The sequence below is a fragment of the Cupriavidus metallidurans CH34 genome (assembly GCF_000196015.1).
GTDB lineage: Bacteria > Pseudomonadota > Gammaproteobacteria > Burkholderiales > Burkholderiaceae > Cupriavidus > Cupriavidus metallidurans.
On sequence record NC_007973.1, the window covers coordinates 2,781,219 to 2,805,141 of the forward strand.

Sequence of the window (23,923 nt, forward strand, 5' to 3'; positions counted from 1 at the left end):
GGCTTGAAACTAGTCACAAGACTACCTCTTATTGTAAGAGGTGCCGGGTGTCCTGAGATTCAAGGGGCCGCTCCACCATTCCCCGACATCAAGTTGCCGGAAGGGGAGTTTCATGTTGCCGCTCAGCCGTACAGAAGTTGATCGAAGGTGATGACCACAACATCATTCTGTGCTGCTGGGGTCGTCAGAACGATCCCGCTAGGGACAGCCGTAAGGGGCACTGAAGCGCCACCATTGATGGTCGCGGTGGGAGTGACAGCGGGGTTGTACTCAGGCAAGCCGAAGAACTTCTGCCCGGCTTTTGCTTTTTCGGTATGTACGCGTGTTGTCATGATTATGTTTGGAGTTCGGGGGGTTAGATGAGACGGTGGATAGCGAGAACTTCGGCAGTGAGTTCCGCTTCATCCATCGTTGAGATGTCTGCCGCGTAACGTTGCACGGCACGCCGCACGAGAACGCTGGTGCTAGGCTTGCGGCCTCTCTTCACGGTCAACGCGGGATTGTTTTGGACAGCGCGAAGCTGGCCCATAAGCTCCGCCTCAAAGCGCATCCGCAGGACCGTTGAAGTGGCCTGAGGGAGTCGTCGGGCGTAAGCGAGGTTGGATTCCGATGGCATAGTTGGTTTGCTTGGTGTTGGCTTAATTGCGGAAAAAAAGAGGTGGCCCTTAGGTGGCCGCTGAGGTGGGGCGAGGAACTGATTGCCTCAGACGCAGGCACGCCAGAAAAGCAACAAGCCCCAAGTCCTTTCGGAGCCTGGGGCCTGTAACCTCTAACAAGGAATGCTGCTCAGCACAGAGCCTCTCTGAACTGCCCTGAGCGTTACCCGAGTTGTTGTGGGAAGGTGACCTGTCACCGGAGCCCTCTACCAAAGCGTTCCGGCTGTTGCTTCCTTCCTACTGTGGGCCAGCGAGAGCCAACTCTTCTATATAGTGGGACCTTGATCCTACTGTGCAACCCCGACATTTGCCGGTCCTATTGTCCAGGTCCTAGTGTGGGGGGCCGAACTGGTTGATCCTATTATGGGTCCTAATGCGCAACCAAACTGGTTGGTCCTGTTATGCAAGGACGACTGGTTGATCCTAATGTAGGGGCTAATTGCCCTCACGCCGCCTCAGTGCCCAACATTCCAGCGGCCTTGAGTGCCCTTGAGATGGTCGGTCGGGTTGTCCCTAGGGTGTCCACTATCTGGCTGTAGGACATGCCCCGCTTCCGTAGGTCAATGATCTTCCGGTGCATGTCTGCGTCTGCCTTGCGCCCCCCGTAGCCGGGTCTGTCGGTTTCCCCAGCGGCATCCTTTGCCTTCCGCCTAGCGATACCCTGCTCAGCACGCTCACGGCGCACCTCGTAGTCCTCTCGGGCCTTCGCTGCTGCAAGCTCAATCATCAAGTCACGGATTGCCGCTTTGACCGCATCGTGTGCCCAGTCTGATCGCTGAGCCTGCGTAGCCTGGAGGACATCGTGAGTCATCGGGACGAACTTGGCGCAGATCAGAATGCACTTGCTCGCTAGGCGCTGCTTCAAGGTCTTCCAATCATCCTGAGTCAACCGGGTCAGGCGGTCGATACCTTCCACCAACAGGACATCGCCAGACCGTGACTCATCAATGAGGCGGTCTAGTTCGTTGCGGTCCAAGGAGGCTCCCGAGGCGTTCTCAACATAGAAGGTCGTGATACGTGCGCCCTGCTCTGTGGCGAACTTGGTCAGGCTCTCCCTTGCGCGGTCTGCATCTTGGTCCGCAGTGGACGCACGGAGATACGCTCGAATTGCCATGATGTGCCCCTCGGTAACGTTTAGGTGTGAGAATCGTAACTAGTAACGAATAGGCATGTCAACACCTAGTTACGTTACCGAATGGGCTGTGGTTCGCTGGATACGTTACCGTATGCCCAAACTTAACCAGCGTTTCCCCTTGGTCTAGCGCAGTGGTTCACCTGCACGTCCAACCAGAGACCCCCGAGGTGGAAGCCCGAGGTGTCACGCTGGAGGTTGAACCATGAGCCCCGCTTGCGTGGGGACACACGCTCAATGAATGCCTCCACGTTGCCGAGTCGGATGTAAGGAAGGTCGATGGTGATGCGGGACATTGCTGCTCCTCTGTGTTGAAGGGAGCAACCCAGCTAGCAAGAAAACTCCAGGGCGCAAAACGCTGCACGTGGGCAGGCAGTGCGCCACCCCTACGGGGGGAAACGCCCAAGTCCAAGTCGAGGGGGAGGCTTTCAGATTTTTGCGGTGTAGGATTTCAGGCGGTCTCTTTGCTCTGCCTTGCCGACAGAAACGCCTCATGAGCCCGATTGGCAATCTCGATACGGTCCCCAAGGTCTTGTAACTCGCTGATTACTCCTTCCGCGCCATCCCCTGCGAAGTGCTCAAGGTAGGCCATGAGAGTCTCAACGCCGATCCTTGCTAGCGTGAAGAGAACCTGCGGACGCGGCCTGTGCCACGCCAGTTCAGGAGTAAAGCCTTCTCCATCGTGGTGGAGGTGATACTCAATGAGGTCCTGCCACGAGCCATGGACATTGTGTGACGGTCCTCCGAACAGGCCGAGGTATGCCTCGCCCAGTCCAACAGCATCAGCACGTTGGTAGAGGTCCACGTCTTTCCAGGGCTTCGCTGCCTGCTTAGTGACCTCCTCCGGTTTAACCCCGGACTTATCGAAAGACTTTTGGATTGACCCGAGCATCCTCGCCTCAATCGGTAGCATTACCCCACTCCGACTAGCGATGTTGGTCTCAATTCGGTCCATGAGTTTTTTCTCATGCCGAAGGGAATCAATGACGTAGGCTTGGTACACCGCCTTGGAGTTGGTGCTGACCAAGTACTGAATATTAATCATGCACTCGATAGCGAGCCGCCCGAGTACAAAGGTAGTCTCTCGTCTGTGCTGACAGGTCTGGTCAAGCAAGGCGGACGCCAGCTTGTAGAACCTCACGAGAAGGCCGCCAAGAATGGCCTGATCCCGGTCCCATTTGCGAGTCTCACCGGGGAGAAGGCTTGCGGTCAAACAGGTCCAAGAGCCTTGCTCAATCATCAGGTCCACAGAGAGGCCCGTGAAATCTTCCTCATCGGTGAACTTGGCGAGTTCCTCCGGGGAGACCTCTACGCGCTTGATATCTGGAATCTCCTGGCCTTCGGCTTGCTCACTCACCCTTGCCCCCATTCACATGACCAACTTCCACTTGCTTGCCCCACCAAGCCCTATGCTCTTCTGGCGTTACCTCAGTGGACTCAAGCCAGCCCCTTCCGTTGCACCTTGGGCAATCCTGAGGCTGACCTGAGGGACTGGTGATGTGGCTCCGCCCTTCGCACTGACCACAAGGAAAAATAACAGCCATGATCCACCTCCTCAGATGGTCACTTTCCCGAGCCACTCGGACATGACGCGAAGCGTATAGCCTTTGCCATAGGTGGCCCCAATACCGTCAATCGCCCATCCACCTATTGCAAGGCGAATCTCGGGAGGACAGCCTACCTCCCGCAGACGGTCGGCCATCGTGTGGCGTAGCTCATGCGCGGTGTGGTTCATCTTCACGCCATCAACCTTCAGCGTCCGTATCCACTTCGCAATAGTGTTGGATGCGTGAGTGGCCTTTGTCTCTACGGCGGTGCCCGCCTTGTCCGCTGAGGTGTACCGGGGGAAGGCGAAACGCTGGCCCTTCCTTGCAGTCTCTTTGATTCGCTGAGCGGCCCATAAGGCATGACCCAAGAGCGGCACTGTACGCGCACTCACGTCATTCTTGAGGGACCGCCAAGGGTGCGGCTGAATGACAACGTGGGGAATCTCAGCATCAAGGTTGATGTCATCCAAGGCCAGCCCTGCTATCTCTGCTAGGCGTGCTCCCGTGTCCCCTAGGATGGCAGTCAACCACCGGACATCATCATCCTTGGTCTTGCACGCAGCGAAGAGTGTTTTGAGTTCTGGCTCGGTGAAGGGCTCCCGCTTCTTTGCATCCTTGCCATTCTCTGGGATCGGAATCCGGGTGAATGGGTTGGCCTTGGCAATTTCCTTCTCGCGCAACCACGTGCCGATAATGGCGCGGATCGTATTCATGTAGCGATTGACAGTGCCAGTCTTCACCCCACGGGCAATCTCAGCAGCAACGTACTTGTGCGCATCACTCCGTGAGAGGTCTTCAATCGGCTTGTCGCCTATGGCATCCGTGAGTGTCTTAAAGACAAGCCTTGCACCGTCTTCAAAGCGTTTGTCGTTCCGCTTCGGATGCACCTTCAGATACAACTCAAGGGCCTCACTGAGGACAGGCTTGATGGTGCCCGCGATGATCTGCGCTGCTTTGATTTCGACGGGGCTCAGGTACTCGCTACCGTCCGCATCGCTATACACCTCGTCATCGCCCTCCGCATATCGCTGGCGCTTCTCGTCCAGGCTTTCGCGGAAGAGGTCTATAGCGTCCTCATCGTCATCCGTTGGGGTTGCCGTGAGGCCCCACTTGCGCAGCAACTCAACGGCCTGCCCTTGGATGGTCTTAGGTGTCGCCTCGGGGTGGCCGCGCATCATCGCCCACTCCGCTTCAAGCTCGCGGTTTAGTTGCTCGATCTTCCGCTTTGCTACCAGCACATCACCAGTCTCAAGGCTGGCCTTCACCAGCTTGGCGGAATAGCGGTCCTGTAGGTCTTTCGGGATTGCTCGCTGGTAGTAGATGACACCACCACGGAGGAAGGCATGTTTGAGAGTCACGCGCAGAACACCGAGAGTCAGCTTCATGAGTAGTCTATCTCACAAGACTACCCCACCGAAACTACTCTAGGCTGGTGCTAAGCTGCTGCAATTCCTTGATTACCAAAGGAATTCATGGTGCCCAGGGGCGGAAACTTGGTCCCGCCGACAGGAATCGAACCTGTATCTAGCGCTTAGGAGGCGCTCGTTCTATCCATTGAACTACGGCGAGCGGACCGTCTGCCTGGGGCTCGCGCCGCATCGGGGCAGGCGAGCCAAAAGACGGGGCGCAGTATAGCAAACTCGGGCGCAGGATCGGCGGCAGCCGCTATGCTGGACATATGGAGAACACAACAGCGTTCCAGTGGGAATCCGCCGCGCACACGGATGTTGGGCTCGCGCGGGCGCGCAATGAGGACGCGTGGCTCGCCGCGCCCGGCCTCTGGGTAGTGGCCGATGGCATGGGCGGCCACGCGCATGGCGATTTCGCCAGCCGCTCGATCGTGGAGGCACTATCGACGCTATCGCTGCCCGGCGATCTCGATCAGGCCATCGCCGATACACGCGCAGCCATCCTCGGCGTCAATCAGTTGCTGATGGATGAAGCACGGCATGCGCGGGTACGCGTGATCGGCAGCACGGTGGTAGCGCTCGTCTCGCGCGGGCATCAATGCGCCTGTCTCTGGGCAGGCGACAGTCGGCTCTACCTGCTCCGCGACAACCATCTGCAACAGCTCACACGCGACCACAGTCACGTGGAGCAATTGCGCGCGCGTGGCCTTATCACCGCCGACGAAGCGAAACACCATCCCGCCCACAACGCGATCACACGCGCCGTGGGGGCGGCCGCCACGCTTGACCTGGAGACCCTCACGCTGGACGTCCGGGACGGCGACATGTTCCTGCTCTGCAGCGATGGCCTCTACAACGACGTCGACGATACGGACATCGCCACGGTACTGGCCTCCTGGGATTGCCGGCACGCGGCAGATGAACTGGTGAGACTGGCGCTGGCGCGCGGCGGTCAGGACAACGTCACAGTGGTGGTAATCCGGGCCAGCGAAGCTGACGGCAGCTCGGAATCGTACTTGTCGCCGGACACTACGGGCTGACCCGCCAGACCTGGCGCATCGCAAGCAGCGCACCAAATGCGCCTCAAATAGAAAGCCCGCCAACTGAGTGGCGGGCTTGGGTTGCGGACGGGCCCGGACCTCCTGGGTCTGCGTCGCCGGCAATTCCGGTCATTCCTGTGCCAAGCATGTTTCCCGTGATTCCGCCCATGACGCGGACGTCCATCCGGACCACCCGGACAGTCGAAGAAAACCTGGCAATGGCAACAATGACCGCAATGCCGGGGCCGAGTGGCAAGCCAACCTTGCCAAAGGCAGGATCAGCGGGACTTGTCGTCGTCCGCCCCGTACGAGCATCGATGCTCGCGCTCTGGAGTATAGGCAGCAAGGCCGGACATGCAAGCCATGTGCGCGATACATCCCGTTACCTTTTCGGACTTTTCGCACCGCAACAAAATATTCGGTGTTCTGCTATACTCCGCGCCGTGAGTTTCGCACTGTGAGTTCCGCAACTCGCCCGGCTTTCAACGCTGTGGCGTATCCGCTACCTCCCAAGCTCTGCTCCCTGCCTCTGTCATTTTCTCGGAAGTATCGCTGACAGGTGCCTGGCCAGAACGCACCACTCACCTGACGCTGCCTCGTCTCCGATCCTGAAGAACAGCCCGATTGTTAGCTGTTTGCCTGCCAGGGTTCCGGTTGGTTTCTCGATAACCAGTCGCCCCTGCCTGCCGCCGTTTTGCCAGCTGAGTCTGTCGAACGGCCCACCGATTGGCGCCGAAGCCTTTTTAAGACTTTGCACTGCGCCCACCCCTTCGCGCACATCTGCCAGGGGTGCCATGCATTTTTAAGACGTACGACATGACCCAGCACGATTTCCGTGCGGAGCAGCCTATTGCCTCCGCCACCGACGCATTCGCCACGCCCGCCGATGCCGCCAGCCCGCTCGACAAGCTCGACGCCATGCTGAACGCTGACGCCGCACCGGCCGTGGAGGCCTCGGAAAACGGCTTCGCAAAACTCGGCCTCGACGCCGCTATCCTGCGCGCACTGGCCGAAGCCAACTACAACACACCGACACCGGTGCAGGCGCAGGCCATCCCCGCCTTCCTGGCCGGCCGCGACCTGCTGGTTTCCAGCCAGACCGGCTCGGGCAAGACCGCCGCGTTCATGCTGCCCGCAATCCAGCGCATCAGCGAAAAGCCGGCCACGCATCGTCCGACCGAACCGGCCAAGCGCATGAAGGGCAAGCGCCCCCGTCCGTCTCCGGCCCAGCCGTCGCTGCTGGTGCTGACGCCGACGCGTGAACTGGCCCTGCAGGTAACCGAAGCCGCCGCCAAGTATGGCCGCCATCTGCGCCGTATCGTCTGCGCCAGCATCCTGGGCGGCATGCCCTACCCGAAGCAACTGGCCATGCTGGCCCGTATGCCGGACATCCTCGTGGCCACGCCGGGCCGCCTGCTCGACCATATCGAAGCCGGCCGCATTGACCTGTCCGCGCTGGAAATGCTGGTGTTCGACGAAGCCGACCGTATGCTCGACATGGGCTTCGCCGACGACATCGACGCCATCGTTGCCGCCACGCCGGCATCGCGCCAGACGCTGATGTTCTCGGCCACGCTCGACGCCCGCATCGCCCAACTGGCCTCGCGCCAGCTCCGCGACCCGCAGCGCATCGAAATCGCCGCCGCGCGCGCCGACCACAGCAACATCGAACAGCGCCTGCACTTCACCGACGACATGTCGCACAAGGAGCGCCTGCTCGACCACCTGCTGCGCGATGCATCGCTCAAGCAAGCCATCGTCTTCACCGCTACCAAGCGCGATGCCGATTCGCTGGCCGAGCGCCTGTCGGACACCGGCTTCTCCGCCGGCGCGCTGCATGGCGACATGACTCAGGGCGCGCGTAACCGCACGCTGACGGCCCTGCGCCGTGGCAACCTGCGCGTGCTGGTGGCCACCGACGTGGCCGCGCGCGGCATCGACGTGCCCGACATTACCCACGTGGTGAACTTCGACCTGCCCAAGCAGGCGGAAGACTACGTGCACCGCATTGGCCGTACCGGCCGTGCCGGTCGCTCGGGTGTGGCGATCAACCTCGTGAACCACGGTGACATGTTCCAGTGGCGCCGTATCGAGCGCTTCACGAACAACCGCATCGACGCCTCGGTGATCGAGGGCTTCGAACCGCGTCGCTCGCCGAAGCCGCGCTCGAACTTCGGCGGCAAGCCGGGCGGCCGCGACGGCTTCCGCGGCAACGGTGGCACCGGTGGCGGCTATCGCGGCAACAACGGCAGCGGTGGCTATCGCGGTAACCGCGAAGGTAGCGGCGACCGCAACTTCGGCGAGCGCCGATTCAGCAGCGACAACCGTGGTTTCGGCGATCGCGCCCCGCGTCCGTTCGGCGACGACAACCGTGGTGGCTTCGGCGATCGTGGTGAGCGTGGTTTCGGCGACCGTAGCAATGGCAATAGCAATGGCGGCTACCGTGGTCAAGGTCAAGGCCAGGGTCAAGGCCAAGCTCAGCAGCGCAGCTTTGGTGGCGAACGCAGCTTCGGCAACCGCGACTTCGCACAGCGCGATGGCAACCGTGACGCCACGCAACGTGACGGTAACCGCAGCTTTGGCGGCAACCGTGACGGCCAGCGCGACGGCAACCGTAGCTTTGGCGATCGCAGCTTCGGCGACCGCAAGTTCGGTGACCGCGGTGGCGATCGCGGCGGCTTCGGCGGCCAGCGCAACAGCCGCTCGCGTTACGAGCGATAAATAAAAAAGGCACCTTCGGGTGCCTTTTTTTATGCCGCCGGCTTGCGTGCGACGAGCGCGAGCCGCTGATACCCCCTCACACCGCGCACGTCCTGAACCCGACGAACGACACATCGTCCTCGGGCAACAGCGCGGTTCGCGCACGCGTATGGCGCAGTCGCGCAGGGCTCGCAAACGACACACCTCGCACCACCTGATGGGTGCCGAAGCGGCCGACGATCTCGCCGTCCGTCGGCTCCGCGCTGAAGCCCAGATAGGGCTCGTATGGCGTGGCGGTCCATTCGCGCAGCGCGCCCCACTGGAGTCCGCGATTCTGCGTGGCCGCCAGTTCCCATTCGATTTCCTGCGGCAGGCGGCGACCCGCCCACACGCACCATGCCTGCGCCTCGAACAGGGTTACGTGCCGCACCGGCTCATCAGGGTTGAGTGTGCGCTCGGCTCCGAAGCGCGATACCACCCAGCTTCGCGTCACGGCATGGCGAGACCAGTAGCGCGGCGCGGACCGCTCCTGCATCATCAGCCACTGGCGGCCCGCCGCGGACCAGTACGCAGGATGCTCATAGCCGCCGTCCTCGACGAACTCGAGGTATTGCGCGTTGGAGACCAGTGCCGCATCCATCTCGAACGCCGGCACATAGACCTTCTGGGGCGGCAGTTCATCGGGCCATGCGAAACCATCTGCATCGCTCCAGCCTTGCGTGAAGTTTCCGCCCGGAAAATGCAGCGCGTCGTTGTGAGAGACCGATGCCGCCAGGCCCACGGATGCCGGCTCAGCCGGCGCTACGCCCAATGATTGCAACAATGCCGCGATGGTCTCCCCCTGCACATCCTCGTGGTACAGCGCGCGGCGGAACGGGTACAGCGTTGCATCATCGTCGTTGGCCAGCAGCGCGATGCGGCGCAGCAATCCATCCAGCACTTGGGCCGCGTACTGCTTGACGCGCGATACATCTGGCAGCGCGATTTCCCAGCGCTCGTCAGGACCAATGCGCTCGGGATCGAACCATTCATCAGCACCATCAAGCAAGGATGGCTCGCTGGCTACCGGCAGGCGGATACCGCCCTGCTCCAGATGGCGCACACCGCGCAGACACCACCACTCGGCGTGCCAGGCGACGTGGCCCAGCGTCCACAGCGGCGGGTTGCAATCGTACTGGCGCGGGACGGTCCAGCCACGGCGTGTCTGACCGAACGCACCCAGCCACGCCAGCGTGCGGTTGCGCGATTCCACGAGTGCCTGCGCCAGCCCCTCGCGCGGCAGACGCCGCGCATCGGGCCACGCCGCCTTGCCGCCGGTAAAGTGGAGATCGGGAAGCATGGAGAAGCCGCTCATCGCAAGGTCCGTGACTGAGGGTGAAAGAAAAGCCGGACACGCCGGCTGCGCGCATTATGACACCGGCGAGCCGGTGCCATTTCCCGCGCGCCCTATCCCCCTGCCGGCGCCGCGGCTTCTCCGCTGGCGCTCAGCCGCGCGCGTGGAAAACGGCGAACCAGCCGCGTGGGTCGGTCCAGCTTACGGGGTCGGTGAAACCAGCCGACTCCAGCAGGATCGCGAAATCCTCGGGCCGATATTTGTGCGAGTCCTCGGTATGGATCCGCTCCCCTTTGGCAAAGTTGCGTTCACCATCAGGCCAGCGAACCGTCACCGCGCGCTCGGCCTCAAGGTGCATCTGGATGCGGGATGCCTGCTGATCGAACGATGCCACGTGGCGCCAGTCCTCGAGCGCGAAGTCGCTGCCCAGGATCCGGTTCACATTGCGCAGCACATTGCGATTGAACGCGGCCGTGACACCAAGGGCATCGTCATAGGCCGCGACCAGCGTATCAGCGTCCTTGTAGAGGTCCACGCCAATCAGCACACCATCGCCATGGCCCGTCACCGCGCGCAGCCGCTGCAGTAGCGCCAGCGCGTCGATCGGTGTGAAATTGCCGATGCTGGAACCCGGGTAGAACAGCAACCGGCGGCCCCGCCTGACGTTGGGTGGCAGGTCCAGTGGCCCGCACAGGTCCGTGCCCAGACCGAGCATCGGAATATGCGGATGCTGTTGCTGCAACCCGGACAGGGTGCCACGCAGGAAATCCACCGAGATATCGAGCGCAACGTACTGGGCCGGTTGCAGGCTCGGGAAAAGCCGGGCGGCCTTCTCGCAGTTGCCGGCGCCGAGGTCGATCAGCACGCAACCGCTGCCGGCACGCGCCGCGATCGCCGGGGCGACGCTGGCGAAGATCGACGCCTCGGTGCGCGTCGGGTAGTACTCCGGCAAGTCGGTGATGGCCTCGAACAGGCGCGAGCCGAGCACATCGTAGAAGAACTTCGGGCTGATACCCGCCTGCGACCGGAGCAATCCGGCGACGATCTCGGCGCGCAGCGCGTCACTGTTCTCGTGATATTGCTGAATGAACTCCGGCCTGAGCGCGGCATGGGCGCCGTTCGCCACGACCAGGCGTGGCGTCGGGTCCTGCGCGTGTTCGGGAGCGGAATGGTGGTTGGCGTGGTGGAGAGACTGAGGCTGGGGGCGAGACGGGTTCAGTGGTGTCGTAACAGCCGGCATGACGTTTCCTTATTGTCGATGGGCACTACGTGAATCCCTCAAAGACCGCATGGCACGACGGGCACACGGTTGGCGTGGGGTGCGCTCCTGTCGTGTCTGGCGCACACCGACCGACCGCCAATCCAACAAGCATAGGCGCATATGCATATGCGTGCGTCATGCATTGCATGGCCCGGCAGCCCCGCTTTTTGCCTACACACCTTGTCCATACATTCAGACACATTGTCGGTGACGCAACATTTTTCCCGCAGCTTCGGTATAATCGCGCCCAACGCAAAACGCCGGAGCATCCGGTGTCAGCGTCCCTTCCAAAGGGAAGTTAAAGGGGAGTAGCTTGGGGGCCCATGCCCTTAGCACAATCGTCATTCCGAGGCGCTGACCCGTCTCCGGTTGTGCTGACCCTGGTGCGCATACCGTACCAGCGTGTCGAGCAAGACCTTTGCAACCTGGTGTTACGGTTTGCAAAGGCAGTCCCGCCCTTGTCGGCAACTTCCGTCGCTCCGTAATCCCAGGTGTCAAAAAAACTTGCTGGCCCGACCGGCCCGCAGCAATTTGCACTTGAGGAGCCTACATGGAGTGGTTTACCGATCTGTTCACGATGCAGTTCCTGACAGCGCTGCTGTCGATCGTCGTCATCGACCTGGTACTCGCCGGCGACAACGCCATCGTGATCGCCCTGGCGGCGCGTAACCTGCCGCCGCACCTGCAAAAGAAAGCCATCGTCTGGGGCACCATCGGTGCCGTGGTCGTGCGTTCGGCGATGACCATCGGCGTGGTCTGGCTGCTGAAGATCCCCGGCCTGCTGCTGGTGGGTGGCCTGGCGCTGGTCTGGATTGCCTACAAGCTCCTGGCGGCCGAGGAAGACGGTGACGAGCACGGCAGCGGAGCCAGCACGCTGGTGGGCGCGATGAAGACGATCATCATCGCCGACGCGGTCATGGGCGTGGACAATGTGCTGGCCGTCGCCGGCGCCGCGCACGGCAGCTTCCTGCTGGTGGTGCTGGGTCTGCTGATCAGTATTCCGATCGTGGTCTGGGGCTCGAGCCTGGTGCTCAAGCTGATGGCACGCTTCCCGTCCATCATCTACGTGGGTGCCGGCGTGCTGGCCTTCACGGCTGTGAAGATGATCCTGGGCGAGCCGATCACCAAGCCGTTCTTCGAGGCGCAACCCATCATCAAGTGGGCGCTGTACCTGGTGATCGTCGGCGGCGTGCTGGGCGCCGGCTACCTGACGCAGAAGCGCCGGGAGCCGTCCACCCAAGCCAACTGACACCCCGCGTCTGACGCAGAAAGCCGCCTTCGTGCGGCTTTCTGCTTTCAGGCTAAAATCCCCGCTTGCGGCCCGCACGCCGACGTCACTTCCCACTTCCTGTTCCGATGAAACAGTACCTCGACTTCATGCGCCATGTGTACGAGCATGGCACCGAAAAGTCCGACCGCACCGGCACCGGTACGCGCTCGGTCTTCGGCTACCAGATGCGCTTCGACCTGAACGAGGGCTTTCCCGTCGTCACCACGAAAAAGCTGCACCTGAAGTCGATCATCCATGAACTGCTGTGGTTCCTGCAGGGCTCGACCAACATCAAGTACCTGAAGGACAACGGCGTCACCATCTGGGACGAATGGGCCGATGCCAACGGCGAACTGGGCCCGATCTACGGCTACCAGTGGCGCGCATGGCCGACACCGGACGGTCGCCATATCGACCAGATCACCGAGGTCGTGCAGCAGATCCGCGACAACCCCGATTCGCGCCGGCTGATTGTGTCGGCCTGGAACGTGGGCGAGATCCCGCAGATGAAGCTGCCGCCCTGCCACGCGTTCTTCCAGTTCTACGTGGCCGATGGCAAGCTGTCCTGCCAGCTCTACCAGCGCAGCGCCGACATTTTCCTCGGCGTGCCGTTCAACATCGCCAGCTACGCGCTGCTGACGCACATGATCGCGCAGCAATGCGACCTGGGCGTGGGCGATTTCGTGTGGACCGGTGGCGACTGCCACATCTACAGCAACCACTTCGAGCAGGTGGAGACGCAGCTTTCGCGCGAGCCGATGAAGCTGCCAACGCTGCGAATCAAGCATCGTCCCGACAGCATCTTCGACTACAAGTACGACGATTTCGAGCTGGTCGGCTATGAGTCGCACCCCGCGATCAAGGCGCCGGTGGCCGTATGACGCTGCTGACACTGATCGTCGCGCGCGCGCGCAACGGCGTGATCGGCCGTAACAACACCTTGCCGTGGCGCCTGCCGGAAGACTTGCAGCATTTCAAGCGCACGACCATGGGCGCGCCGATCATCATGGGTCGCAAGACCTGGGATTCGATCGGCCGGCCGCTGCCGGGGCGCCGCAATATCGTGGTGACCCGCAACCGCGACCTGCATATCGAGGGCGCCGATGTGGTGGGATCGATCGAGGATGCGCAACGGCTGTGCATAGGTGCGGAACAGGTATTCCTGATCGGCGGCGCACAACTCTATGCGGAGGCACTGCCGAGCGCCGATCGCCTGATCGTCACGGAAATCGACGCGGATGTGGAAGGCGATGCGTTCTTCCCGGCCGTGGACCGCACGACATGGGTCGAGACCGCGCGTGAGCTCCACCATTCGGAAACGAATGGCTTCGACTATGCGTTCGTGACGTACGAACGGCCGGCTTCCGGGGAAGAATAAAAAAGGGCGGCGCAAACGGGTTCACCCGCTTGCGCCGCCCTTCGTCGTCCCTGATCGGCCCTTGTCGTCTCTCCCGTTTGGAAGAGACGCACAAACCATCAGTTCCCGGCGATCGTCATCTGCTCGATCAGGATCGAGCCAGTCTCCTTGGTGCCACGCACCAGCGCATCGGCACCAACAGCAACGATCTGGCGCAGCATCTCGACCATGTTGCCGGCAATCGTGATTTCCTCCACCGGATACTGGATCACGCCGTTTTCGACCCAGTAGCCCGAGGCGCCGCGCGAATAGTCGCCGGTAACGTAGTTCACGCCCTGCCCCATCAGCTCGGTCACCAGCAGACCGGTGCCCATCTTCTTCAGCATCCCGACGAAATCGTCGCCCGCTTGCGTCTGCGAGCTGGTCAGCGTGAGGTTGTGCGAGCCGCCCGCGTTGCCGGTAGTCTTCATGCCGAGCTTGCGTGCCGAGTACGTCGACAGGAAGTAGCCCTGCACCACGCCGTCGCGCACCACGTCGCGTTCGTGCGTGCGCACGCCCTCTTCGTCGAACGGCGCGCTGCCCATCGCGCCCGGCACGTGCGGCCGTTCGTAAACCTGGATGTGCGGCGCGAAAACTTCCTTGCCCAGCGTGTCATACAGGAACGTCGACTTGCGATACAGCGCGCCACCCGACACCGCCTGCACGAACGCGCCTAGCAGGCCAGCAGCCAGTGGCGCCTCGAACAGCACCGGGCACTTGCGCGTGGACAGCTTGCGGGCGTTCAGGCGGGCCAGCGCGCGCTCCGCCGCATAGCGGCCAATCGCTTCCGGCTCAGCCAGCGCTCCGGGAGCGCGCTTCGACGAATACCAGTCATCCCGCTGCATGCCGCCGCCTGAACCGGCGATTGGCGCACACGAGATGAAGTGGCGAGAGTAGGGATAGCCGCCCGAGAAGCCGCGCGACGTGGCCAGCACGAACTGCGAGTGCTGGGCCGACACGCTAGCGCCGTCGCTGTTGCGAATCTTCGGCGAGACGGCGAAAGCCGCCGCTTCGGCGCGGCGGGCAATGTCGATCGCGCCTTCGGCATCGATGGTCCACGGGTGGAACAGGTCCAGATCCTGGGGGTCGCGCTCCAGCAACTCTTCCTCGGCCAGGCCGGCGCAGTCATCCTCGGCCGTGAAACGGGCGATGTTGTATGCGGCTTCGGCCGTGGCACGCAGCGCGGCGGCCGAAAAATCTGACGTGCTGGCATTGCCGCGACGCTTGCCGATCATCACCGTCACACCCACCACCTTGTCGCGATTCTGCTCGATGGTTTCCACCTCGCCCTTGCGCACCGACACCGACAGGCCACTGCCCTCGGAAATCTCGGTGGCGGCATCCGTCGCGCCGAGCTCGCGTGCCACACGCAGCACATCGGCCGCCATGGCCTTGAGCTGGTCCTGGGTGTAGGTGAAATGCGCGGTCTGTTCAGCGGTCTGGCTCATATGGGCGGGCGTGATCAAAAGTCCAAACGGGAATCATAGCAAGATAAAATGCCGCCCATGACGCGAAATACCCGTAACAATCCCAATGGCCGATTCCCGGGCGCCTTTGCCCCGGAGGATGAGGACGACCTGCCCAAGAGCAAGTCCCAGCGCAAGCGCGATATGACGGCGCTACAGGACATCGGCGCCGAGCTGGAGTCCCTGCCCAAGGACAGGCTCGCGCGCGTGCCCATGCCCGAGGCGCTGGCCGACGCGATCCACGCGGCCCGCAAGATCACCAGCCACGAAGGCAAGCGCCGCCAGATGCAGTTTGTCGGCAAGGTCATGCGTGGCCTGGACGACGACGAAATTGCCACCATCCGGGCGGCTCTGGAAGGCTTCAAGGGCACCAGCAAGGCCGAAACGGCCCGGATGCACCTGATCGAGCGCTGGCGCGAGTTGCTGCTGGCCGACGACGACGCGCTGACCAAGTTCCTTGGCGAGCACCCAAGCGTGGACGTGCAATCGGTACGCAACATCATCCGCAATGCCCGCAAGGAAAAGGAACTGGCCAAGCCGCCGAAGTACTTCCGCGAGTTGTTCCAGGCCATCAAGACCGCACTGGAAGCGAAGGACGCCGACGCGGCCCCAGACAACGCACCGGAGCCCGAAGCATGAACCCGCAGACCCCACCGACATCGCCCGTCGCCCGCAAGAGCCCAGACGAGCTGGTGGTCGGCTTTGTGTCGATTTCCGACCGGGCATCGTCCGGCACGTACCAGGACGAAGGCATCCCCGCGCTGCGCGACTGGTTCGGCAAGACGCTGACCACGCCGTGGCAGTCTGTGGAACGGTTGATCCCCGATGAGCAGGCGCAGATTTCGCGCACGCTGATCGAGCTGGTGGATGTGGCTGGCTGTGACCTGGTGCTGACCACCGGCGGCACCGGCCCAGCCCGCCGCGACGTGACGCCGGAAGCCACGCTGGCCGTCGGCACCAAGGAAATGCCGGGTTTTGGCGAGCAGATGCGCCAGGTCAGCCTGCATTTCGTGCCAACCGCGATTCTGTCGCGCCAGGTGGCCGTGATCCGCGAAACGCCGAGCCGCGCCGCGCTGATCGTGAACCTGCCCGGCCAGCCGCGCGCCATCCGCGAGACGCTGGAAGGCCTGCGCGATGCCGATGGCAAGTCGATCGTTCAGGGGGTGTTCGCGGCCATGCCGTATTGCATCGACCTGATCGGCGGGCCGTACATCGAGACCGACGAAGCGGTGGTCAAGGCCTGGCGGCCGAAGAACGCCGTGCGGGCGAAGCCGGCATCGGCTTGAGGTCTGAGGTTTGACGTTTGAGGTTTGACGTTTTCTCCCCACACCCGCCCGGCGGGAGCGGGGAGAAGACTGAAAGGTTCACTTCAAACCCAGGTACAGCCCGATCGGCACGAATACCACCGCCGCGATATTGCCAAGCAGCACGATCGACGCCACCTGATCCGGCTCCTGCCGGAAGTGGTCGGCCACCAGGAAGTTCAGCACTGCCGGCGGCAGCGCCGCGAAGACGAACAGCAGCCCGCGTTGCAGGTCGGTCATCGGCACCCACCAGGCCAGTCCCAGCGCCACGACGATCCCCGCCAGCGGGCAAACCGCTGCGCCCAGCACCCCCATCCCCCAGTTGCGCAGACTGACGTCCTTCATGCGCACGCCGAGCGCGAACAGCATCAGCGGCACGGTGGCATCGCCCAGCAGCTTGATGGACTCGTAGACCGGCTCGGGCAAGGTGAAATAGGGCTTCGCCAGCGACAACGCCACACCGGCCACCGTGGCCAGCACCATCGGGTTGCGCGCGATCTGCGCCATCGATGCTTGCCGGTTGACGATCTTCATGCCGACCGTGAAATGCATCAGGTTCGATGCCGCGAACAGCGCCACGGCCGGCGCCAGGCCTGCCGGACCGAATGCGAACACCGACAGCGGCAGGCCCATGTTGCCGCAGTTGTTGAACATCATCGGCGGCACGAATGTGCGGGGATTGGCCCCGATCATCCGGGCCACGAGCCAGGCCAGCACCCCCGAGCCGATCACCACGGCCACCGCACAGGCCAGCAGGACAAGCTGGTCCGCCAGCACGAAGTCCTTGCTGATGAACGCCGACACCACAAGTAACGGTGCAATCACTTCCAGCGTCGCCCGATTGATGCCGGTCATGTCCGGATGGGCACGGCGTCCGTAGAGCCAGCCAATCAGGATGATCAGGATGACCGGGGTGATGATCGAGACGATGCGCGTGAACATGGGCGGGGGCGACAGGGTGGCGCGGTGGAGGCCGCGCACCGGCCCGCCGCGTGGAGGTACTGCTCTTGAACGGTCAGGCTGCTGGTGCCTGGGGTGCCTCGGGCGCCTCGGGCGTGGCGGAAGCCGACGTCTTGATGAAATGCTGGCGGTAGTAGCGCAGTTCTTCCACCGATTCCAGGATGTCCGCCAGGGCCGTGTGAAGCTGGCGCTTGGTGAAACCCTTGTGGATCGCCGGCTCCCAGCGCTTGCAGAGTTCCTTGAGCGTCGAGACGTCCAGGTTGCGGTAGTGGAAGAACGACTCGAGCTTGGGCATGTAGCGCGCCATGAAGCGGCGGTCCTGGCAGATCGAATTACCGCACATCGGCGACTTGTTGGCCGGCACCCAGCGCTTCAGGAACGCCAGCAACTCGGCCTCGGCCTGGGCTTCGGTCAGCGTGGACGCCTTGACCTTTTCGATCAGGCCCGAGCGGCCGTGGGTACCCTTGTTCCAGTTGTCCATCGCGTCCAGCACGGCATCCGGCTGATGGATCACCAGCACGGGCCCTTCGGCCAGGATATTGAGTTCGGAGTCAGTGACCACTACCGCCACTTCGATAATCCGGTCGGTGTCCGGCTGCAGGCCGGTCATTTCCATGTCCAACCAGACGAGGTTGTTTTCACTTTTGACGGAGGATGCGGAAGGGCTTGTCATTCTGGCGGTACGGCTCGATATGGAGGTCGGATAAGAGCGCCCGACGAGTTACCCAAGGGTACGGCGGGCGAACAATTTATAATTCTCGCATATCCGCCCCGATGGCCAGGTATGCATGCCTTCCGCCGCGCCATCGTCAACAAGGCCCACAGATGTTCACGCTGATCTTTCTTGCCGCACTGGTTGTCATGGTGCTGACCAAACTCTGGCTGGCCAGCCGCCAGATTCGCCATGTGGGCCGTCATCGCGGCGCCGTGCCGGAGCGCTTTGCCGACACCATCACATTGTCCGCCCACCAGAAGGCGGCGGACTACACCATCGCACGCACGCGGCTGTCGATGCTCGAGGTGCTGGCCGGCGCGGCCGTCCTGATCGGCTTCACGCTCCTGGGCGGCCTGCACGCGCTGAACCAGCTCTGGCTGCACGTATTCGGCGGCGGTGGCTACTTCTATGGCGTCGCGCTGATCGCCAGCGTGGTGCTGATTGGCGGGCTGATTGACCTGCCCTTCTCGCTCTACGGCCAGTTCGTGATCGAAGAGCGCTTCGGCTTCAACAAGATGACGTTCGGACTTTGGCTGGCGGACCTGCTCAAGATGGCCGTGGTGGCCTGCGTGCTGGGCCTGCCGCTGCTGCTGGCCGTGCTGTGGCTGATGGACCAGGCCGGCACGTACTGGTGGGTCTGGACCTGGCTGCTGTGGATAGCGTTCAGCCTGCTGCTGCAGGTGATCTTCCCTACCTTCATCGCCCCGCTGTTCAACAAGTTCGAACCGCTCAACGACGAAACCCTGCGCGAGCGCATCGAGGCGCTGCTACGCAAGTGCGGCTTTGCCAGCAAGGGCCTGTTCGTGATGGATGGCAGCCGGCGCAGCGCCCATGGCAACGCTTATTTCACAGGCTTTGGCGCATCGAAGCGCATCGTGTTCTTCGACACCCTGCTGTCGCGGCTGGATGGCGAGGAAGTGGAAGCGGTGCTGGCGCACGAACTGGGCCACTTCAAGCGTCGGCACGTGGCCAAGATGATGATCGTGACTTTCGCGCTGTCGCTGGTGTTCCTGGCCCTGCTCGGCTGGCTGGCCACGCGCGAGTGGTTCTTCACCGGGCTGGGCGTGCTGCCGAACTTCGGCAACAGCAACCACGCGCTGGCGCTGGTGCTGTTCTTCCTGACGCTGCCGGTGTTCACGTTCTTCCTGGGCCCCCTGGCCAGCGTATCGTCCCGCAAACATGAGTTCGAGGCCGACGAATTCGCCGCGCACCAGACCAATGCTGGCCATCTGGTCTCGGCGCTGGTCAAGCTGTACAAGGACAACGCCTCGACGCTGACCCCCGACCCGCTCTACAGCGCGTTCTACTACTCGCATCCGCCCGCAGCCCAGCGGATCGACCGCCTGCTGGCGCACGCATGACCCGCAGCGCGCGCCATCACAACGCCGGGAAAGGCACCGGCAAGAACGACTCGAGCGAATCGGCACTGATTGTCGCGGCACACGGCCGGCACTATGTCGTGGAACGCGCGGACGGCACGCACCTGCACGCGTTTCCGCGCGGCAAGAAGAGCGACGCCGCCGTGGGTGACCATGTACGCGTGGAACTGGCCTCGGTCGATCAGGGTGTAATCACTGCGATCGATCCGCGCAAGAACCTGCTGCACCGCTCCGACCAGTTCAAGTCGAAGCTGCTGGCTGCCAATATCGACCAGGTCATCATCGTCCTGGCTACGGAGCCCAGCTTCTCCGAAGACCTGCTGGGCCGCGCCCTGGTATCGGCCGAAGCGCTGGAAATCCGGCCGCTGGTGATCCTGAACAAGACCGACCTGACCGCGCGGCTCGATGACGCGCGGCGGCGGCTGAAGCTCTACGAGGACCTGGGCTACGAGACGCTGGAGCTATCCGTGCACGGGCGCCCGGATGAGGCGCTCGCCGCGCTCAAGCCGCGCACGGCGGGCGTCTCCAGCATCATGATCGGCCAGTCCGGCATGGGCAAGTCGTCGCTGCTGAACCTGCTGATTCCGGGTGTGGAAGCGCAGACTCGCGAGATCTCCGCGAAGCTCGACTCGGGCAAGCACACCACCACGTTCACGCGCCTGTACCACCTGCCCGAGGAATGGGCAGTGATCGACGGCCGTCCGGGCTATCTGATCGACTCGCCAGGCTTTCAGGAGTTCGGTCTGCACCACCTGAGCGAAGGAATGCTGGAACGGGCCTTTCCGGAGTTCCGGCCAAGGCTGACCGAATGCCGGTTCTACAACTGCCATCACATCAACGAGCCGGGCTGCGGGGTGCTGCAGGCCATCGACGACGGCGCGATTTCCACGCGCCGGCATCAGCTCTACACGCAGTTGCTGCACGAGTCACGCCAGCAGAAGCCGTGGTAAGGTAAGCGCACCTGCCCGTTCGCTTCGCGCCATCATGAAACTGCTGCTGAGGACGCCATCGCTGGTCCACGCCGCGCACTGCGAAAACGTGCTGCGCGCGGCTGGCATCCAGGCCGAGGTCCGCAACACATGGCTGGCAGGCGCGGCGGGGGATATCCCACTGCAGGAAAGCGCACCCCAGGTTTGGATTCTCGATGACTCTACCGAAGCCGATGCCTGGGCGGTGCTGAATGCCGCCGCAAACCCGAGACCGGGTCCGCACTGGCAGTGCCGGCACTGCGGAGAATGGCACGAGGCGCAGTTCGCGGCGTGCTGGCGCTGTGGGCAGCCACAGGATCAGGCCGCCGGATAGACCAGCCATTGGCCGCCGGGAGAAAGAAAAAAGCGCCAACGATGTGGCGCTTTTTTCTTTGCGGGCATTGCGATAGTTGCGAGAATCGTTGCGGGCTCAACCCACCCACAACGCCAGCGAGATCATCGCCAGCAGAATCATCCAGAGGACCACGGCACGCCAGACCAGACCAACTGCCGATTGCAGCGTGCGAACACCTGGATCGCTGCCGAATTCGGGCGGCACGGGGTCCGAACCATCGTCCATGCCGGGAGCATAGTCGACGCCCGCCACGCTCATGCGCAGTATCACACTCGAATCGTCCTCGGCCAGCGGCGCGCCGAGCCGGACGCCGAGGGCCCCACCACCACTGGCAAGCAGGATGCCGTTGACCGCGTCGTTCCATTTGCGCGCGTGGTTGCGCCACGCGTAGACCGCATCCTCGAAGTTGCCGACGATCGCAAACCCGATCGAGGTCAGGCGCGACGGGACCCAATCGAGCACGTAGAACGCCTGCGCGGCGAAACAACCCAAGGCCGGACTGCGTTCGTTGGACGGGCTGTTCCACTGCCGGCTCAGATACTCGGCGGTGCGATAGAGGATCACGCCACCCGGGCCGATCGGCACCAGGAACCAGAAGAACACGCCGAAGACATGGCGATGCACGGCGACGATCGCCGCTTCAAGCGTATGGCGCACGATCTCGCTGACCGGCATTTCGACGGTATCGAGCCCGGTCCACTCGTGCAGGATCGTCCTCGCGGTATGTAGGTCGTCGCGGTTGAGCGCCTCGTGGATGTCGGTGAAGTAGTGGCTGAACTGCCGGAATCCGAGGGTCAGGTACAGCAGCAGCACATTCCAGACCAGCGTCAGCGCGATGCTGATCGAAGACAGCAGATAGTGGACGATCACTACCGCCAGCGTCAGCGGCAACACCACGGTCAGCCAGGCCAGCGCGGCGTCGCGCGGGCGTCCGGTATCGAATGCGTGCTCGGCCCGGTCGCCCAGCACGCGCACGATATCGAAAATCGGATTGTTCCGACCCAAGGCGCGGAACTGTTCGGCAATCAGCGCCAGAAGAATGGAAACGAAAGTCATCGGGTGACGATTAATCGGTGTGCGGCGAAGTGCCGCGGCGGTCCCTTGGCGGTATAGCCAGACGATAGCATAGCGCCCCGGTGGCTTTGCAATACTCGTGTAAGCACTGGTAAGCAAAAAGCTAAAAGCGGTAAAAATACAAAACGCCCGCCGAAGCGGGCGTCAATGCCACGAGGTAGGAAACGGATGAGCCGGTCAGGACAGATCGAAGACCAGCACCTCGGCCCCGCTGCCTTGCGACAGGTTCACGGTTTCCACGTCTTCCAGCTTCGCAGCGTCGCCAGCCTCGAGCACCTGGCCGTTCACGCTGATACGCCCACGTGCCACGTGGACATAGGCGCGACGGCCCGGCGCCAACGACAGCGTGGCAGCTTCATCGCCATCGAACAGGCCAGCGTACAGGCGCACATCCTGATGGATCACCACCGAGCCTTCGGCGCCGTCCGGGCTACCCACCAGGCGCAGGCGACCGCGCTTGTCGGCGGCTTCGAAGCGCTTCTCCTCGTAGCCGGGTTCGATGCCGGTCTCGTTCGGCATGATCCAGATCTGCAGGAAATGCGTCGTATCGTGCGCCGCGTGGTTGTATTCCGAATGACGCACGCCCGTGCCGGCGCTCATGCGCTGCACATCGCCCGGACGGATCACGCTGCCGTTGCCCATGCTGTCCTTGTGGGCCAGCTCGCCTTCAAGCACATAGCTGATGATCTCCATGTCCCGGTGCCCATGGGTGCCGAAGCCCATGCCCGGCGCCACGCGGTCCTCGTTGATCACGCGCAGCGACCTGAACTGGACATGGCGTGGGTCGTAGTAATCAGCAAATGAGAAGCTGTGGTACGACTTGAGCCAGCCATGGTCCGCATACCCACGTTCTTCAGATTTACGGATTTCAATCATTTTGATGGCCCTCCTTGTGGCCTGGCTATCGACCCAGGTGGCTAGATCCATATGGGTCGTGGCGTTTCGATGCTAGGCAGTTTAGGGCAGCGGGAGTATATTGGCGGGCACAGCATTAGAAGCAGTCGTTCAGAAAATCTGAATATGCCCCTATCCTTGGAATCCCTCGAAGTCCTTGACGCCATCGAGCGCAAGGGCAGCTTTGCCGCCGCCGCCCACGAGATGGGCAAGGTGCCCTCCGCCCTGACGTATGTCGTCCGCAAGCTCGAGGAAGATCTCGACGTGCTGCTGTTCGACCGGCGCCGCCATCGCGCCGAGCTGACACCAGCTGGCCGGGCGCTGCTTGACGAGGGCCGCCACCTGCTGCGCGCGGCCGACGACCTGGAGCGACGCATCAAGCGGCTGGCCACCGGCTGGGAAGCCAGCCTGAACATCACCGTCGACGACCTCGTCAATTTCCGCGCCCTGCTGCCCGTGATCCAGGATTTCTACGCCGAGAACACTGCCACGCGCCTGCGCTTTTCCAAAGAGGTGCTGGGCGGCGCCTGGGATGCGCTGGTCAGCAATCGCGCGGACCTGATCATCGGCGGTGCCTACGAGGCGCCAAGCACGCAGGGCTTCCAGGTGCGTGCCCTTGGTGCCATGCCATTTGTGTTCGCGGTGGCCGCGCACCATCCGCTGGCCGCCGTCGAAGGGCCACTCACGACGATCGAGATTGCCAAGCACCGCATCGTGGCCGTGGGCGATACGTCGCGCAACCTGCCCGCGCGCACCCACGGTGTGCTGGCCGGCCAGGATGTGCTGGTGGTGCCCACCATGCGCGACAAGCTCGAAGCGCAGATCCGCGGTCTGGGCTGCGGCTGGCTGCCCGCGCCGCTGGCCCAACCGCATATCGAGAGCGGCGTGCTGCAGGCCCGGGAGACCGTGGAGGTACGCGCCCCCGGAAACTTCAAGGTAGCCTGGCGGACGAACACACGCGGCAAGGCGCTGCAGTGGTGGACGAACAAACTCGAGGACCCTCGGCTGGCACAGGCGCTATTGCTTCAGCCGCCGCACTCTCCGCTAGATCAGACCGACTGAAA

The 23,923-nt window shown here is 62.9% G+C and carries 22 protein-coding genes and 1 tRNA gene; 11 read left to right on the forward strand and 12 right to left on the reverse strand.

Going from position 1 to position 23,923, the window contains the following annotated elements; genetic code table 11:
- Nucleotides 1-122 precede the first annotated feature (122 nt).
- The 5 genes from RMET_RS32280 to RMET_RS12875 form a co-directional block, all read right to left on the reverse strand.
- Nucleotides 123-332 (reverse strand): hypothetical protein, encoded by a 210-nt coding sequence (locus RMET_RS32280; protein ID WP_011517133.1) that lies wholly within the window; start codon nt 330-332, stop codon nt 123-125.
- A 769-nt stretch (nt 333-1,101) separates the two neighbouring features.
- The gene (locus RMET_RS12850; RefSeq protein ID WP_011517138.1) at nt 1,102-1,770 is read right to left on the reverse strand and encodes a recombinase family protein; all 669 of its coding nucleotides are present in this window, start codon (nt 1,768-1,770) and stop codon (nt 1,102-1,104) included.
- A gap of 469 nt (nt 1,771-2,239) precedes the next feature.
- Nucleotides 2,240-3,145, reverse strand: a complete 906-nt coding sequence (locus tag RMET_RS12860) for a DUF5677 domain-containing protein (RefSeq protein ID WP_152560163.1) — start codon at nt 3,143-3,145, stop codon at nt 2,240-2,242.
- Between the two features lie 198 nt (nt 3,146-3,343).
- Nucleotides 3,344-4,720, reverse strand: coding sequence for a phage integrase (locus tag RMET_RS12870; RefSeq protein WP_011517141.1), 1,377 nt, complete (start codon nt 4,718-4,720; stop codon nt 3,344-3,346).
- 109 nt (nt 4,721-4,829) lie between these two features.
- A tRNA-Arg gene (locus tag RMET_RS12875) sits at nt 4,830-4,904 on the reverse strand.
- Nucleotides 4,905-5,013: 109 nt separating this feature from the next.
- Between RMET_RS12875 and RMET_RS12880 the strand changes: the two genes are divergently transcribed.
- Nucleotides 5,014-5,784, forward strand: coding sequence for a PP2C family protein-serine/threonine phosphatase (locus RMET_RS12880; protein ID WP_011517142.1), 771 nt, complete (start codon nt 5,014-5,016; stop codon nt 5,782-5,784).
- Between the two features lie 816 nt (nt 5,785-6,600).
- Nucleotides 6,601-8,505, forward strand: coding sequence for a DEAD/DEAH box helicase (locus RMET_RS12885; RefSeq protein ID WP_011517144.1), 1,905 nt, complete (start codon nt 6,601-6,603; stop codon nt 8,503-8,505).
- 76 nt (nt 8,506-8,581) lie between these two features.
- Here RMET_RS12885 and egtB read toward each other — a convergent pair whose 3' ends face one another.
- Together egtB and egtD are read right to left on the reverse strand one after the other, a co-directional pair.
- The gene (egtB, locus tag RMET_RS12890; RefSeq protein ID WP_011517145.1) at nt 8,582-9,838 is read right to left on the reverse strand and encodes an ergothioneine biosynthesis protein EgtB; all 1,257 of its coding nucleotides are present in this window, start codon (nt 9,836-9,838) and stop codon (nt 8,582-8,584) included.
- A 130-nt stretch (nt 9,839-9,968) separates the two neighbouring features.
- Nucleotides 9,969-11,057, reverse strand: coding sequence for an L-histidine N(alpha)-methyltransferase (gene egtD / locus RMET_RS12895; RefSeq protein ID WP_011517146.1), 1,089 nt, complete (start codon nt 11,055-11,057; stop codon nt 9,969-9,971).
- A gap of 571 nt (nt 11,058-11,628) precedes the next feature.
- Here egtD and RMET_RS12900 point away from each other — a divergent pair.
- The 3 genes from RMET_RS12900 (at nt 11,629) to RMET_RS12910 (ending at nt 13,726) form a co-directional block, all read left to right on the forward strand.
- Complete coding sequence (locus tag RMET_RS12900) at nt 11,629-12,327, forward strand: TerC family protein (RefSeq protein WP_011517147.1); 699 nt, start codon at nt 11,629-11,631, stop codon at nt 12,325-12,327.
- Nucleotides 12,328-12,434: 107 nt separating this feature from the next.
- On the forward strand, nt 12,435-13,229 hold the full coding sequence (locus RMET_RS12905; protein WP_011517148.1) for a thymidylate synthase: 795 nt from the start codon (nt 12,435-12,437) through the stop codon (nt 13,227-13,229).
- On the forward strand, nt 13,226-13,726 hold the full coding sequence (locus tag RMET_RS12910; RefSeq protein ID WP_011517149.1) for a dihydrofolate reductase: 501 nt from the start codon (nt 13,226-13,228) through the stop codon (nt 13,724-13,726). Before RMET_RS12905 ends, RMET_RS12910 begins: the two co-directional genes overlap by 4 nt.
- Nucleotides 13,727-13,824: 98 nt before the next feature.
- On the opposite strand, the gene pmbA is transcribed toward RMET_RS12910, so the two are convergent.
- On the reverse strand, nt 13,825-15,192 hold the full coding sequence (gene pmbA / locus RMET_RS12915) for a metalloprotease PmbA (RefSeq protein ID WP_011517150.1): 1,368 nt from the start codon (nt 15,190-15,192) through the stop codon (nt 13,825-13,827).
- 57 nt (nt 15,193-15,249) lie between these two features.
- On the opposite strand from pmbA, the gene yjgA reads away from it, so the two are divergent.
- Both yjgA and mog read left to right on the forward strand, forming a co-directional pair.
- A complete protein-coding gene (yjgA, locus tag RMET_RS12920; RefSeq protein WP_017513869.1) occupies nt 15,250-15,849 on the forward strand; it encodes a ribosome biogenesis factor YjgA in 600 nt (199 codons plus the stop codon).
- Nucleotides 15,846-16,496 carry a molybdopterin adenylyltransferase gene (gene mog / locus RMET_RS12925; RefSeq protein ID WP_011517152.1) on the forward strand — a complete coding sequence of 217 codons (651 nt, stop codon included), beginning with the start codon at nt 15,846-15,848 and terminating at the stop codon, nt 16,494-16,496. Before yjgA ends, mog begins: the two co-directional genes overlap by 4 nt.
- Nucleotides 16,497-16,574: 78 nt before the next feature.
- On the opposite strand, the gene RMET_RS12930 is transcribed toward mog, so the two are convergent.
- Complete coding sequence (locus tag RMET_RS12930; RefSeq protein ID WP_011517153.1) at nt 16,575-17,456, reverse strand: AEC family transporter; 882 nt, start codon at nt 17,454-17,456, stop codon at nt 16,575-16,577.
- Between the two features lie 73 nt (nt 17,457-17,529).
- Nucleotides 17,530-18,147 carry an oligoribonuclease gene (gene orn, locus RMET_RS12935; RefSeq protein ID WP_011517154.1) on the reverse strand — a complete coding sequence of 206 codons (618 nt, stop codon included), beginning with the start codon at nt 18,145-18,147 and terminating at the stop codon, nt 17,530-17,532.
- 152 nt (nt 18,148-18,299) lie between these two features.
- Between orn and RMET_RS12940 the strand changes: the two genes are divergently transcribed.
- From RMET_RS12940 to RMET_RS12950, 3 genes are read left to right on the forward strand one after another with little or no spacing between them, the layout of a single operon-like run.
- Nucleotides 18,300-19,550: a M48 family metallopeptidase gene (locus RMET_RS12940; protein WP_029309724.1), complete on the forward strand. Its 1,251-nt coding sequence runs from the start codon at nt 18,300-18,302 to the stop codon at nt 19,548-19,550.
- Nucleotides 19,547-20,518: a ribosome small subunit-dependent GTPase A gene (gene rsgA, locus RMET_RS12945; protein ID WP_011517156.1), complete on the forward strand. Its 972-nt coding sequence runs from the start codon at nt 19,547-19,549 to the stop codon at nt 20,516-20,518. Before RMET_RS12940 ends, rsgA begins: the two co-directional genes overlap by 4 nt.
- 34 nt (nt 20,519-20,552) lie before the next feature.
- Nucleotides 20,553-20,870, forward strand: coding sequence for a putative signal transducing protein (locus tag RMET_RS12950; protein ID WP_011517157.1), 318 nt, complete (start codon nt 20,553-20,555; stop codon nt 20,868-20,870).
- Between the two features lie 96 nt (nt 20,871-20,966).
- Here the strand turns inward: RMET_RS12950 and RMET_RS12955 are convergent, their stop codons facing one another.
- Entirely contained in the window at nt 20,967-21,947 is a 981-nt protein-coding gene (locus RMET_RS12955; RefSeq protein WP_011517158.1) for a CobD/CbiB family protein, read from the reverse strand.
- Between the two features lie 195 nt (nt 21,948-22,142).
- Nucleotides 22,143-22,841, reverse strand: a complete 699-nt coding sequence (locus tag RMET_RS12960) for a pirin family protein (RefSeq protein WP_011517159.1) — start codon at nt 22,839-22,841, stop codon at nt 22,143-22,145.
- A gap of 144 nt (nt 22,842-22,985) precedes the next feature.
- Between RMET_RS12960 and RMET_RS12965 the strand changes: the two genes are divergently transcribed.
- Nucleotides 22,986-23,921, forward strand: a complete 936-nt coding sequence (locus tag RMET_RS12965; protein WP_017513153.1) for a LysR family transcriptional regulator — start codon at nt 22,986-22,988, stop codon at nt 23,919-23,921.
- Nucleotides 23,922-23,923: the final 2 nt, after the last annotated feature.

Coding starts and splice junctions, on each gene's coding strand:
- orn (WP_011517154.1), bottom strand. CDS start 18,147: ATGACAAGCCCTTCCGCATCCTCCGTCAAAAGTGAAAACAACCTCGTC.
- RMET_RS12900 (WP_011517147.1), top strand. CDS start 11,629: ATGGAGTGGTTTACCGATCTGTTCACGATGCAGTTCCTGACAGCGCTG.
- RMET_RS12885 (WP_011517144.1), top strand. CDS start 6,601: ATGACCCAGCACGATTTCCGTGCGGAGCAGCCTATTGCCTCCGCCACC.
- RMET_RS12950 (WP_011517157.1), top strand. CDS start 20,553: ATGAAACTGCTGCTGAGGACGCCATCGCTGGTCCACGCCGCGCACTGC.
- RMET_RS12910 (WP_011517149.1), top strand. CDS start 13,226: ATGACGCTGCTGACACTGATCGTCGCGCGCGCGCGCAACGGCGTGATC.
- RMET_RS12850 (WP_011517138.1), bottom strand. CDS start 1,770: ATGGCAATTCGAGCGTATCTCCGTGCGTCCACTGCGGACCAAGATGCA.
- egtD (WP_011517146.1), bottom strand. CDS start 11,057: ATGCCGGCTGTTACGACACCACTGAACCCGTCTCGCCCCCAGCCTCAG.
- RMET_RS12870 (WP_011517141.1), bottom strand. CDS start 4,720: ATGAAGCTGACTCTCGGTGTTCTGCGCGTGACTCTCAAACATGCCTTC.
- RMET_RS12905 (WP_011517148.1), top strand. CDS start 12,435: ATGAAACAGTACCTCGACTTCATGCGCCATGTGTACGAGCATGGCACC.
- pmbA (WP_011517150.1), bottom strand. CDS start 15,192: ATGAGCCAGACCGCTGAACAGACCGCGCATTTCACCTACACCCAGGAC.
- RMET_RS12965 (WP_017513153.1), top strand. CDS start 22,986: ATGCCCCTATCCTTGGAATCCCTCGAAGTCCTTGACGCCATCGAGCGC.
- mog (WP_011517152.1), top strand. CDS start 15,846: ATGAACCCGCAGACCCCACCGACATCGCCCGTCGCCCGCAAGAGCCCA.
- rsgA (WP_011517156.1), top strand. CDS start 19,547: ATGACCCGCAGCGCGCGCCATCACAACGCCGGGAAAGGCACCGGCAAG.
- RMET_RS12940 (WP_029309724.1), top strand. CDS start 18,300: ATGTTCACGCTGATCTTTCTTGCCGCACTGGTTGTCATGGTGCTGACC.
- RMET_RS32280 (WP_011517133.1), bottom strand. CDS start 332: ATGACAACACGCGTACATACCGAAAAAGCAAAAGCCGGGCAGAAGTTC.
- egtB (WP_011517145.1), bottom strand. CDS start 9,838: ATGAGCGGCTTCTCCATGCTTCCCGATCTCCACTTTACCGGCGGCAAG.
- yjgA (WP_017513869.1), top strand. CDS start 15,250: ATGACGCGAAATACCCGTAACAATCCCAATGGCCGATTCCCGGGCGCC.
- RMET_RS12880 (WP_011517142.1), top strand. CDS start 5,014: ATGGAGAACACAACAGCGTTCCAGTGGGAATCCGCCGCGCACACGGAT.
- RMET_RS12960 (WP_011517159.1), bottom strand. CDS start 22,841: ATGATTGAAATCCGTAAATCTGAAGAACGTGGGTATGCGGACCATGGC.
- RMET_RS12955 (WP_011517158.1), bottom strand. CDS start 21,947: ATGACTTTCGTTTCCATTCTTCTGGCGCTGATTGCCGAACAGTTCCGC.
- RMET_RS12930 (WP_011517153.1), bottom strand. CDS start 17,456: ATGTTCACGCGCATCGTCTCGATCATCACCCCGGTCATCCTGATCATC.